Source organism: Actinoplanes sp. NPDC051861, assembly GCF_040681145.1.
In the GTDB taxonomy this organism is placed as follows: Bacteria; Actinomycetota; Actinomycetes; order Mycobacteriales; family Micromonosporaceae; genus Actinoplanes.
The window spans coordinates 84,306-96,601 of record NZ_JBFAYE010000005.1; the positions used below are offsets into that span (position 1 = coordinate 84,306).

Consider the following 12,296-nt stretch of genomic DNA (forward strand, 5'->3'; position numbering starts at 1 on the left):
TCAGCGGGTGGCCAGGTAGTTCCGCGCGACACCGCGCAGACGGCCGTGCACCCCCTCGTACGCCTCCACCCCGCCCAGGTGGCGCTTCGCGACCTTGGCCAGCATCGTGTAGTTCGGGTCGCAGACGTTGCCGACCGGAGCCTGCCCCGCCTGGCTGATCAGCTGGTAGGCGTCGAGGAGGTCCAGACCCACCAGGCCGGCCGACCAGGTGACCAGGTCGTGCTGGCTCATCCGGTACGCGTCCTCGAGCGGCCGGGCCGACCCCGCCGACATCAGCGCCTCGTCGGTCTCGAAGCGCGGCGTCGGCGTGCCCGCCCCCTTGATCACGTCCACGATCACGACCGTGTTCATGGCAGCCTCGACGGCGGTGCCGCAGACCTCACCCTCGCCCTGACGGCAGTGGCCGTCACCGAGGGCGAACAGCGCACCGGGCACGTTCACCCCGAAGTACGCGGTCACCCCGGCCCGCAGCTCGGGCGTGTCCATGTTGCCGCCGTGCGCGTCCGGGACGATCGTCATCCGGCTCTCGAACGCGGCCGGGGCGACTCCCGCCGTACCGTGCATGGGGTCGAGGGGAAGCTCGACGCTGAAGTCGCCCCGCCGGGCGTGATAACGCACGATGCCCGCGTCGACATCGACGTCGTAGAGCCAGACCACCTCGTCGAGGGGCGCATGCAGCATGGCCGTGGTGTGCGTGCCCGTCAGCGCCCCGAAGTGCGGAAACGTCGACGACACCGCCCAGTCACGAGCCGGCTTGATCTCCACGAAGTGCACCGCGAGCGTGTCGCCCGGCTCGGCGCCCTCGATGTGCAGCGGCCCGGTGACCGGGTTGAGGTAGGGGAACTCGCACACCTGCGACGGCAGGTCGTCGACGGTGCGCACCCGGCCGCCGAAACAGTCCTCGGTGTAGAGCTCGAGGACCGTGCCGGGCTTGACGCGGCGCACCGGCTCACGGCCGCCGAACGTGTAGGCCAGCTCGTCGGCGCCGGGCCGATAGGTGACCACCTCGGTCACTGGTTGCTCCCTTCCTGGGACAGCCCGGCCAGCTCGGGACGGCGGCCGGTGACGTAGAACGTGATCAGCACGATCACGCCGATGCCCAGCCAGAGGAAGCCGAGCGTCTGCGCGGCGATGTTCGCGTTGATCACCACGTAGAGCAGGATCAGGAAGCCGATCACCGGCACCAGCAGGTGCCGCAGCCAGTCCCGGCTGCCGTTGCGCACCACGTAGTGGACCACCACGGCGACGTGCAGTGCCAGGAACGCGGTCATCGCGCCGAAGTTGACCAGCGTGGACAGCAGTGAGATGCCGTCGTCGCGGGTGGCCATGTAGAGGCCGAGCACGAGCGAGACCGCGGCGACCAGCAGCGTGGCGTTCGCCGGCACCTTGTGCTTGTCGTTGATCTTGGCGAGGAACCGGGGCATCTGGCGGTCGCGGGCCATCGCGTAGAGCAGGCGGCTCGTCGCGGCCTGCGCCACCAGCGAGTTGGCGAAGCCCCACGCGATCGCGGTGGCGAGCGCGGTCAGGCTGGCCAGCCAGCCACCGCCGGCGGCGCGGGCGGCGTCGTAGAAGGCGGTGCCCTCCGGGTCGCCGTTGGCGAGCAGGCCGGGAGCATCGGGTACGAGCAGCGCCGCCACCCACGTCTGCACGATGAACAGCACGCCGGCCAGCAGCAGTGCCGCGACCATGGCCTTGCCGATCTGGCGGGCCTCCTCCCGGCTCTCCTCGGCCAGCATCGAGATGCCGTCGAAGCCCAGGAACGACAGCACCGCGATGGAGACCGCGCCGAACACGACCGACCAGGAGAACGTGTCGGCGTTGAACAGCGGGCTGAACGAGAAGCCCTGGCCCTTGCCGGAGGCGAGCGCGCCGATGCCGATCACCAGGAAGATCACCAGGATGATGAGCTCGGCGATGAGCATGTACTTGTTGACCCGCGCGGTCATCTGGATGCCCAGATAGTTGACGACGGTGTTGAGCAGGACGAAGGCGATCAGCCAGAGCCAGACCGGCACGGCGGGCACGAGCGAGTGCATCGCGACGCTGGCGACCAGGTAGAGCAGGCCGGGCACCAGGACGTAGTCGAGCAGGATCACCCAGCCGGCCAGGAAGCCGACCGGGGGTGCGATGCCGCGGCCGGCGTAGCTGTAGACCGAGCCGGCCATGGGGAAGGCGCGGACCATCTGGGCGTACGAGAGCGCGGTGAACATCATGGCGACCATGCCGATCACGTACGCCAGCGCCACCATGCCGCCGGAGCCGTTGAAGACACTGCCGAAGATGCCGAAGGGAGCGATCGGGACCATGAAGATCAGGCCGTAGATCAGGAGGTCGGTGAAGGTCAGGGAGCGGCTCAGCTCCTGGCGGTAGCCGTATTTTTCGAGGTCGTCGGTGGCCATGGAGGGACGCTAGAACAAAAGCTTTCCAGAGAAAAGGTTTCTGCAGAAAGCTTTTACTCGCTGTAGATGACCTCGAAATCCAGGCCGTCGGCGCGGGCCACGTAGACCGGCTGCACGGCATGTCGATCACGCAGCTCGAACGTGCCACGGCCGCCGGTCACCCGGGTGCCCTCGGCCACCGCGTCCAGGACCGGCGCGTCCAGGCAGCCGGCCCGCCCGGCGAGCGCGGCCAGCAGGCGTACCCCGTCGTAGGTGCCCTCGCCGTGCCCGTTGAGCACCGGGGCGTCCGAGCCGAACCGCGCGGTGTAGCGCTCCGCGAAGGCCAGCGCCGTGTCGGTGGCGAGGCCGGCGAAGTAGCCCATCGCCGCGTAGAGCTCGCCGGTGCCGTCGCCACCGGCGCCCAGCAGGCCGTTCTCCTCCAGCGCCGCGCAGACCCGCGCCACCCGGCCCGCGCCCGCCGACTCGGCGAACACCCGGTTGAACGCCACCAGATCGCTGCCGACCAGGGTGAGCAGCACCGCGTCGACCCGCGCGGCGAGCACCTGGTCCACCAGCGCCGCCGCATCCGCGCCGCCCAGCGGCACGTAGCGCTCCCCCACCACGCCGGCGCCGGCCCGCCGCAGATGACGGCGGGCCACCTCGTTCACCCGGCGCGGCCACACGTAGTCGTTGCCCAGCAGCAGCCACCGCCGGGCGCGGGCGGCCAGCAGCCGGTCCAGCGCGGGACGCAGCTGACGCTGCGGGGTCTCGCCGAGCAGGAAGACGCCGGGGGTGCGCTCGCCGCCCTCGTAGGGCGGGGTGAAGACGTACGGGACGCGGCCGCCCAGCACGCCCATCAGCGCCAGCCGCACGTCGCTGGCGTGCGTGCCCACGACCGCGGCCAGCGCGTCCGCGCTGATCAGGTCGGCCACCTCGGCGGCCACCGCGGCCGGCGCCCGCCCACCGTCGATCAGAGTCAGCTCCACCGGCTTGCCGAGGATGCCACCCGCCGCGTTCAGCTCCGCGGCGGCCAGCACCGCGCAGTTGACCGCCGACGGCGCGAGCAGCCCGAGAGTCCCGGACGTCGGCACGACGACGCCGATCCGCACGGCCACGGCCGGGTCGGGCGCGAGCAGCCGCGCCTCCAGCGGATCGGTGACGAGCACGACGTCATCGAGCATGCGCCGAGTATCTTCGCTGTCAGGCGTACGGAAAAGGGGGCGACGGACTTGACCGAGACGGGCCTGCGCGCACAGCTGTCCTACCTGCTCACCGAGACCGAACGCCAGATCAACCGGCAGTTCGCGGCCGGGCTGGCCGCCGAGGGCGTCAGCATCGAGCAGTGGCGCATCCTGCAGGCCCTCAGCGACGGCCACGGCCACTCGATGACCGACCTGGCGGAGGCGGTGCTGATGCCGCACCCCACCCTCACCAAGGCCGTCGACCGCCTCGTCGACAGCGCCGCGGTCTATCGGCGGCAGGACACCGCCGACCGTCGCAGGGTCGCCGTGTACCTCTCCGACCTCGGCCGTGACCTGGTCGCCCGGCTGAACCAGCGCGCCGCCGAGCACCACGCGGAGGTGGCCGCGGTGTTCGGCGCCGAGCGCACCGAGAACCTGATGCGCGAGCTGACGGCGCTGGCCGCCGCCTGCCGGCCCGAGTCCTGACCCCCGCCTCCTCAGCGGGGGCGGGCGCTAACCGGCGAAGGTGGTGACCTCGGGGCGCCCCGTCGGTGTGCCGAACTTCTGCACGGCGACCAGGTCCGGGCGCCGGTCGCCGTCGGCGTCGTCGATCATCAGGGTGTGGCGCTCGTCGGCGGCGTCATACGCCGTTGTGGCCTTCACCAGGTAACGCCGCAGCTGCGACGCCGCGTCCAGGACCCGGATCGTGGTCCGGCCGCCCGAGCGCCCCAGGATGACCAGGTCAGGGCGCCGGTCCGCGTTCCAGTCGGCGAGCCGGAACTCGACGTCGTCGGCGGCCGGCTCGGCGGTGGTGAGGAGGCTGCCCAGCGGCTGCTGGAACAGCGACGCGCCGTCGAGCACCCGGACCTCGACCTTCCGGCTCGACGTGCGAGCGGTCTGCACGGACACCAGGTCGAGCCGGCCGTCACCGTTCCAGTCGGCCATCCGGCCGGCTGTCGCGATCGGCGCCGTGGCGGTGTCCAGCAGCACACGCTGGAAGCGGCTGGCCCCGTCGACGACGGTCACCCGGCCGGCCTGCGCGACGATGAGGTCGAGCCAGCCGTCCCCGTTCCAGTCGGCCACCGAATACGCATGGCGGTCGTCGGTCGGACCCAGCGCGGTCGCGGTCGTGAGCAGCATGGCCGCGAAGTTGCTCACGCCGTCCATGATGCGGATCTCGGTCTTGCCGGTGACCGTGCCGGTGCCCGTCACGACGACCAGGTCCGGCCGGCCGTCACGGTTCCAGTCGGCGAGCGCCAGGTCGTGCCGGCCGGTCAGCGGGCCCAGCTCGGCGCCGACGGCGGCGAGGATCCGCTGGAACGGCCCCGCCGGTGCGGCGGGTCTCGCCGTCGCGCGCGATGACCCGGATCGCCGGCCGGCGGGCACCGGGGCGCTGCGCAGCAGCGTCGCGACGATCAACTGGGCATCCAGTGCCTCCGGCGCGTACGCCCCGGGGAAGGCTGAATTCTGCACGCGCTGGCAGATCGCGCCGATGTCGCCGGTCAGCCAGGCACCGCGCGGGTGCTTGCGCAGCATCGCGTTGAGGAACGCGTCGGTCGCGTAGCGCGGATCGACGAGCTGATCGGGCCGGCCCCAGCCCTGCGACGGCCGCTGCTGGAACAGGCCGAGGCTGTCGTGGTCCGTGGCGACGGAGTGGTTGTTCAACGTGCTCTCGGCGATCGCCGTGGTCACCGCCAGAACCGCGGCACGCTGGTCCAGCCCGCGCCGGAGGACCTGATCGACGATGGCGCGGGCGCAGGCGATGTGGCGGCCGCTGATCAGCCGGCCGAGCCGCCGCCCGGTCATCGAGGGGCGCAGACCCTCCGCGATCAGCTGGTCGGCGGTGCTGACACCACCGGGGAGACAGCGGGTCGACGCGGCCGGCGCGGCGCTCGCTGCCGGCGCCTGCACGCACAGCAGCACGGCGGTGAGCACCGCCATGACGCACGCTGTTGTCCCGCGACGAAGTGCCATGTCGTATCGGACCTCCCCCGGCCGGCCGACGCGCGGCATCAATCTGTCACAGGTGGCACCGCCCGCGAAACCCGGCGGCACGGTCAGCGCGCTGTGAGGATTCTGAGAGTTCGCGCGGATCGGGAAACCGACAGGAAGCACCCGTTCGGGTAAGTGATGCGCCAGGATCGGCCGCGGTTACCGCAGGGCTTCGGTTACCGCTTGGGAGGGCCGGATGACCACCGAGGACCGGACGACGAACCGCGCGCCACTCTGGACGGAGAGCTACCTGGGCGGTTCACCCCAGGCCGAGCGGCGGATCTTCGAGGGCCTGGCCGTCAAGATCATGCAGACGCAGGCGAGGAACCGGGCGGCCGCCGGCGGCCCGGTCACCGCGGGTTTCCAGGCGAAAGGCCTGTTCGCCACGGCCGACGCCGAGCTGCGGTTCCTCGACATCGCGCCGGATCTGCGGGCCGGGTTCGCGCAGCCCGGTGCGGTCCATCCCACCGCGGTGCGCTTCAGCAACGCCGAGGGCCGGATCCTCTCCGACCACGAGGCCGACCTGCGCGGCGCGGCGCTGCGCGTCACCGTTTCCCCGGGTGAGCACCACGACCTGCTGATGACCAGCGCGCCGGTGTCGCACGCGCGCGACGCCCGCCAGTTCGCCGAGATCGCCGTCGCCACCGCGGGCGGCGGATGGCGCCGGCACGCCGGACTGGTCCGGCTGGTGTTCGCGCTCGGCCCGGGTGAGACGGTCCGCGTCGTGCGCAACCTGACGGCCGGCCGCCGCCGCGTCCCGAGCCTGGCGACCGAGACGTTCTGGAGCCGCGTGCCGATCGCCTGGGGCGACACCGCGGTGCAGTACCTGCTGCGGCCGGCTCCGGGAACACCGGCCGCGGGCGATCCGCCGGCCGGCGACCCCGACTTCCTGGGCCATGAGCTGGCGAGCCGCCTCTCCCGCGGCGACGTCAGCTTCGAGTTGTGCGTGCAGCGGTTCCGTGACCCGCGGTCGACGCCGATCGAGGACGCGGCGGCGGACTGGCGCTCGCCCGCCGCGCCGCCGGAGCCGATCGCGGTGCTGACCCTGCGCGCCGGTGCGGCCGACGACCCGGCGGTGCACGCGCTGCGGTTCAACCCGTGGAACACCACCGACGAGTTCCGGCCGCTCGGCAACCTCAACCGGGTGCGCAAGGTCGCGTACGACGCCAGTGCGGCGCACCGGGACGGACAGCGGTGGCTGACCGACGTGCCGCTGCGCAACCACGTGGCGGGCGCCGCGATGCGGGCGGTCTTCGGCGTGGTCAACCGGTTCCGCCCCTGGCACCGGCTGCCCACCTCACTGGCGCTGCTGAATCTGGCCGCGCTGCGCGACGTGCTGCGCCGGGAGAATCTGATCGACACCGAGGTGCGGGAGGCGCCGCCGCGCGTACGGCCGGTGCCGGTGGGGCCCGGCCGAGAGGAGCGGGAGTTCCGGACCCACGAGGGCCGCTCGAACGACCTGTCCGAGCCGGAGATGGGTGCCGTGGGCGCCGCCTTCGGGCGCAACGTGCCCGCCGTGCACCGGCCCGACCTGGTCGACGAGCCGAACCCGATCGTGGTCAGCCGCGAACTGCTGCACCGCGACACGTTCCGGCCCGCGACCTCGCTGAACATCCTCGCCGCCGCCTGGATCCAGTTCCAGGTGCACGACTGGGTGGTGCACGCCCGGCACCCGCTCGGCACCGCCGACGTCAAGGTGCCGCTGCCGCCGGACATGCCCGGCTGGGTGAACACACCGGGCGGCCCGGCGGAGCCGTGGATGCGGATCGGCGGCAACGCGAGCCGGGGCGTCGGCGCGGACGGCGTCGAGGAGCTGTTCGGCAATGTCGTGTCGCACTGGTGGGACGGCTCGGAGGTGTACGGGACCGACTCCGCCAAGGCGGCCGGGCTGCGCGACGGTGCGAAACTGCGGATGACGCCGGACGGCTACCTGCCCCTGGACGTCGCCGGCGCCGAGATCACCGGTTTCAACGAGGCCTGGTGGCTCGGCCTCAGCAGCATGCACACCCTGTTCGCCCGCGAGCACAACCTGCTCTGCGACGAGTTGCGTGGGCGTAACCCGGACTGGAGCGACGAACGGGTCTACCAGACCGCGCGGCTCATCGTGTCCGCGCTGATCGCCAAGATCCACACCGTCGAGTGGACGCCGGCCATCCTGAACACCGAGGTGCTCCGCCGGGGGATGAACGTCAACTGGTACGGCGTACCGGCGAACGACCTGCTCAGCAGGATCGGGCTGTGGCTGACCGACGCCAACGCGCTGCGCGGCATCCCGGCGACGACACCCGACCACCACGGCACGCCGTTCTCCCTCACCGAGGACTTCGTCACCGTCTACCGCATGCATCCGCTGATCCCGGACGAGTACGCGTTCCGCGACGCGGCCACCGGCGCCCCGCTGCGGGACGCCGCCTTCCCGGACCTGCGCGGCGACCTGGCCGACGACGTGCTGCGCGACCTGGGCCTGACCAACGTGCTGTACTCGTTCGGCACCGCGCACCCCGGCGCCATCGCGCTGCACAACTACCCGAGGTCGCTGCTCAACCTGGAGCGCGAAGGCGAGCTGATCGACCTGTCGGTGGTCGACCTGGTACGCACCCGCCGCCGTGGCGTGCCTCGCTACAACGACTTCCGCGCCGCGCTGCACCTGCCCCGGATCCAGCGGTGGGAGGACCTGAGCAGCGACCCGGAGACGGTCCGGCGCCTGCGCGCGGTGTACCGCGACATCGACGAGGTGGACACCATGGTCGGGCTGTTCGCCGAGACCCCGCCGGACGGGTTCGGCTTCTCCGACACCGCGTTCCGGGTGTTCATCCTGATGGCGTCGCGCCGCCTGCAGAGCGACCGGTTCCTCACCGCCGACTACCGGCCGGAGATCTACACCCAGTTCGGCCTGGACTGGATCTCGTCGACCTCGATGACCGGAATGATCCACCGGCACTGCCCCGATCTCGCCGCGACGCTGCCCGCCGGGGCGAACGCGTTCGCGCCGTGGCCCGGCCGGGCAGCGAGCGCCTGAAAGAACGCACCGGCTTCCGGTAATTACGGCGTTCTCCAACCGCGTAGGCACGAACGATAGCGGCTCATCGCTGGTCGAATCAACCATCGATGGTCGTGAAAGTTGCCTGCTCGCATGCCTTGACATAGATTCGTAACAGACTTTAGTTTCCCGGGAGGCATTTCGGTACGTCAATGAAACTTTCGACGCTGGACGGGTGAGGTCTGCGTGGGAATCACATCCGGACAGGACGTCCTCCCCGGCCGGGCGACCGGCGCGGACCGGCCACCCGAGCGTGCCGACCCATTGCGGCCACGACGCCGGACCTGGGCCTCGGCCCTGCGCCGGGACTGGCAGCTCTACTCGCTCGCGGTGCTGCCGCTGCTGTTCTTCGTGGTCTTCCGGTACCTGCCGATGCTCGGCAACGTCATCGCGTTCCGGCGGTACCAGCCGGGTGGCGACCTCTTCGGCGAGCAGTGGGTCGGCCTGCGGTACGTCCGGATGTTCCTCACCGACCCGACCTTCTGGCAGGTCTTCACGAACACCGTGGCGATCGGTGCGCTGACGCTGCTGTTCTGCTTCCCCCTGCCGATCATGCTGGCGCTGCTGCTCAACGAGGTACGCACCCGCTGGCTCAAGGGCTTCGTGCAGACCGTGTCGTACCTGCCGCACTTCCTGTCGATCGTGGTGATCGCCGGCCTCGTCCTGCAGACCGTCTCGCTCGACGGCGTGATCAACCAGGGTCTGCGCGCGGTCGGCCAGGATCCGATCGCGTTCATCCAGGAGCCCGGCTGGTTCCGCACGCTCTACGTCTCCTCGGAGGTGTGGCAGACCGTCGGCTGGGGCACGATCCTGTACCTGGCGGCACTGACCACCATCGACACCGACCTGTACGACCAGGCGCGGGTCGACGGGGCGAACCGCTGGCGGCAGACGTGGCACGTGACCCTGCCCGGCATCCGCCCCACGATGATCACGCTGCTGATCCTCAACATCGGCACGTTCATGGCCGTCGGTTTCGAGAAGGTGCTGCTGCTCTACAACCCGCTGACCTACGCGACGGCGGATGTCATCTCCACCTACCTCTACCGGGTCGGCATCGTCTCCGGCAGCTTCAGCTACGCCGCCGCCATCGGCCTGTTCGAATCGCTGATCGGGCTGGCGCTGGTCCTGGGCGCCAACACCCTGTCGCGCCGCACGACGGGTACGAGCCTGTGGTAGCCGCGAGCCGTGGTCACCGGGCGTTCCAGGTGGTCAACGCCGGTCTGCTGACCTGCGTCGTCGCGGTGACCCTGTTCCCGTTCGTCACCATCGTGGCCCGCTCGTTCAGCGGCGAGAGCGAGATCCGGTCCGGGCAGGTCTCCTTCTGGCCGAAGGGGTTCAACCTCACCACGTACGAGCGGGTCATGTCCGACGCGATGTTCTGGACGAACTACCGCAACACCGTCGTCTACACGGTCGTCGCCACCGCCATCGCCCTCGTGCTGACCACCTCGTACGCGTACGTGCTGTCCAAGCACCACCTCAAGGGCCGCGGTCTGCTGGTCGGGGTGGCGGTGTTCACGATGTTCTTCAATGGCGGCCTGATCCCCAACTACGTGCTGGTCAGCGCGCTGGGCCTGCGCAACACGCTCTGGGCGATCGTGCTGCCCAACGCGATCAGCGTGTTCAACCTGCTCGTCATGAAGGCGTTCTTCGAGAGCCTGCCGGTCGAACTCGAGGAGGCCGCCGCGGTCGACGGCACGGGCACGTACGGCACGCTGCTGCGCATCGTCCTGCCGCTGTCCAAGGCCGTGCTCGCCACGATGCTGCTGTTCTACGCGGTGTCGTTCTGGAACTCGTGGTTCGCCGGGTTCCTCTACATGGACCGGCAGGAACTGTTCCCGGTCACCGTCTTCCTGCGCAACCTGATCGCCGGAGCCACCTCCGGCACGGACAACACCGCTAGCAGCGAGGCAGCGCTGCAGATCGCGGCGAACATCCAGGCCGTCACCATCGTCCTCACGATGCTGCCGATCATGCTCGTCTATCCGTTCATCCAGAGATTCTTCGTGTCCGGCGTCATGCTCGGCGCCGTCAAAGGCTAGGAGCGCTCCCGTGACTCAGCTGACCAGACGTCATCTGCTGGCCGCCGCCGGCGCGGCCGCCGTCGCCGGGCTCACCGGCTGCGGCGACGACGACACCTCGAGCGAGGGTGTCGACGGCAAGCGGGCCGGCTCCATGGACGCCTTCAAGGTGGGCGACCAGTTCAAGGCGACCGAACCGGTCACCTTCTCGATCATGATGCTCAGCCACCAGAACTACCCGTACAAGGCGGACTGGCCGTTCTTCGCCGAGCTGACCAAGCGCACCAACGTCACGCTCGAGGGGACGGCCGTACCGGGCAGCGACTACAACCAGAAGCGCAGCGTGGTGGTCAGCGCGGGCGACGCGCCGATGATCATTCCGAAGACGTACCACCCGGACGAGGAGGCGTTCATCGCCGGCGGCGCGATCCTGCCGGTCAGCGACTACGTCGATCTCATGCCGCACTTCACCGAGAAGGTCGCGCGCTGGAACCTGCAGCCGAGCCTGGACCAGTACAAGGCCGAGGACGGCAAATTCTACCTGCTGCCCGGCCTGCACGAGGAGCCGTGGCAGGACTACTCCCTGGTGGTGCGCACCGACGTCATGGCCAAGCTCGGCCTCACCGCGCCGCAGACGTGGGACGACCTCGCCGGTGTCCTGCGCGAGATGAAGAAGGCGTACCCGAATCAGTACCCGCTCTCCGACCGGTGGAGCACTCCCCCGCTGCCGGGCGCCAACAACCTGCTCAACCTGCTGGGCATCGGGTTCGGCGCCAAGGCGGGCTGGGGCTGGCTGCCCGCGCAGTGGAACGCGGCCGCGAGCAGGTTCGAGTACGCCGGGTCGACCGAGGCGTACCGGCAGATGCTCGAGTACCTCAACAAGCTGGTCAGCGAGGGCCTGGTCGACCCGGAGAGCTTCACGCAGACCGACGACGTCGCCCGGCAGAAGTTCGCCACCGGCAAGTCGTTCGTGATCAGCGGCAACGCGCAGACACTGGTGAACGAGGCACGTAAGGACGTGGCCAAGCTGCCCGGCGCCACGGTGGCCAAGATGATCCTGCCGATCGGGCCCGCCGGCCCGGTGCTGCCCAGCGAGACCCTCCTGGAGAACGGCATCATGATCTCCAAGAACGCGCTGGAGTCGAAGAACTTCGTGGCCATGATGCAGTTCATCGACTGGCTCTGGTACTCCGACGACGGCCTGATGTTCAGCAAGTGGGGCGTCGAGGGCACCACGTACAACGGCAGCGTGGCGGACGGCACCTTCAAGCTCGCGCCGGGGGTGAAGTGGGGCTTCATGAACCCGGACGCGCCCAAGGACCTCCAGGTCGACTATGGGTTCCTCAACGGCGTCTTCGCGTACGGCGGCAGCACGAAGATGCTCAACTCCCAGTTCTCCGACGAGGAGAACGCGTTCCAGGCGGAGATGAACAAGCGGCAGGTCAGCCCGGTCGCGCCGCCGGCGCCGCTGTCGGCCGAGGAACGCGAGCAGGTCACGCTCTGGGACTCGGCGCTCAAGGACCACGTCTTCCAGAACACGCTCAGGTTCGCCCTCGGGCAGCGGCCGCTCAGCGAGTGGGACGCCTATGTCAAGGAACTGGAGGCGAAGAACGCGGGCAGGTACATGGACATGGTCAACAAGGCCCACGAGCGCTATCGCAAGGAGCACGGGTGAACCGCG

General features: G+C 70.1%; 9 protein-coding genes. 5 read left to right on the top strand and 4 right to left on the bottom strand.

The genetic code is table 11. The annotated features are described in order from the left end of the window. The 3 genes from AB0M02_RS17305 to AB0M02_RS17315 are packed head-to-tail and all read right to left on the bottom strand — an operon-like array spanning position 1 to position 3,559. Positions 1–1,014 (bottom strand): acetamidase/formamidase family protein, encoded by a 1,014-nt coding sequence (locus AB0M02_RS17305; protein WP_364227708.1) that lies wholly within the window; start codon positions 1,012–1,014, stop codon positions 1–3. Continuing rightward, positions 1,011–2,399 carry an APC family permease gene (locus AB0M02_RS17310; RefSeq protein ID WP_364227711.1) on the bottom strand — a complete coding sequence of 463 codons (1,389 nt, stop codon included), beginning with the start codon at positions 2,397–2,399 and terminating at the stop codon, positions 1,011–1,013. Before AB0M02_RS17310 ends, AB0M02_RS17305 begins: the two co-directional genes overlap by 4 nt. Positions 2,400–2,452: 53 nt before the next feature. After that, positions 2,453–3,559: a substrate-binding domain-containing protein gene (locus tag AB0M02_RS17315; RefSeq protein ID WP_364227714.1), complete on the bottom strand. Its 1,107-nt coding sequence runs from the start codon at positions 3,557–3,559 to the stop codon at positions 2,453–2,455. A gap of 48 nt (positions 3,560–3,607) precedes the next feature. On the opposite strand from AB0M02_RS17315, the gene AB0M02_RS17320 reads away from it, so the two are divergent. Further along, positions 3,608–4,045, top strand: a complete 438-nt coding sequence (locus tag AB0M02_RS17320; protein ID WP_364227717.1) for a MarR family transcriptional regulator — start codon at positions 3,608–3,610, stop codon at positions 4,043–4,045. Between the two features lie 27 nt (positions 4,046–4,072). Here AB0M02_RS17320 and AB0M02_RS17325 read toward each other — a convergent pair whose 3' ends face one another. Further along, positions 4,073–5,533: a VCBS repeat-containing protein gene (locus AB0M02_RS17325; RefSeq protein WP_364227719.1), complete on the bottom strand. Its 1,461-nt coding sequence runs from the start codon at positions 5,531–5,533 to the stop codon at positions 4,073–4,075. 214 nt (positions 5,534–5,747) lie between these two features. Between AB0M02_RS17325 and AB0M02_RS17330 the strand changes: the two genes are divergently transcribed. The 4 genes from AB0M02_RS17330 (at position 5,748) to AB0M02_RS17345 (ending at position 12,290) form a co-directional block, all read left to right on the top strand. After that, complete coding sequence (locus tag AB0M02_RS17330) at positions 5,748–8,570, top strand: peroxidase family protein (RefSeq protein ID WP_364227722.1); 2,823 nt, start codon at positions 5,748–5,750, stop codon at positions 8,568–8,570. A gap of 207 nt (positions 8,571–8,777) precedes the next feature. Then, positions 8,778–9,770 (top strand): ABC transporter permease subunit, encoded by a 993-nt coding sequence (locus tag AB0M02_RS17335; RefSeq protein ID WP_364227725.1) that lies wholly within the window; start codon positions 8,778–8,780, stop codon positions 9,768–9,770. After that, a complete protein-coding gene (locus AB0M02_RS17340; RefSeq protein ID WP_364227727.1) occupies positions 9,764–10,636 on the top strand; it encodes a carbohydrate ABC transporter permease in 873 nt (290 codons plus the stop codon). Before AB0M02_RS17335 ends, AB0M02_RS17340 begins: the two co-directional genes overlap by 7 nt. Positions 10,637–10,646: 10 nt before the next feature. Continuing rightward, the gene (locus AB0M02_RS17345) at positions 10,647–12,290 is read left to right on the top strand and encodes an extracellular solute-binding protein (RefSeq protein ID WP_364227730.1); all 1,644 of its coding nucleotides are present in this window, start codon (positions 10,647–10,649) and stop codon (positions 12,288–12,290) included. Positions 12,291–12,296 lie beyond the last annotated feature (6 nt).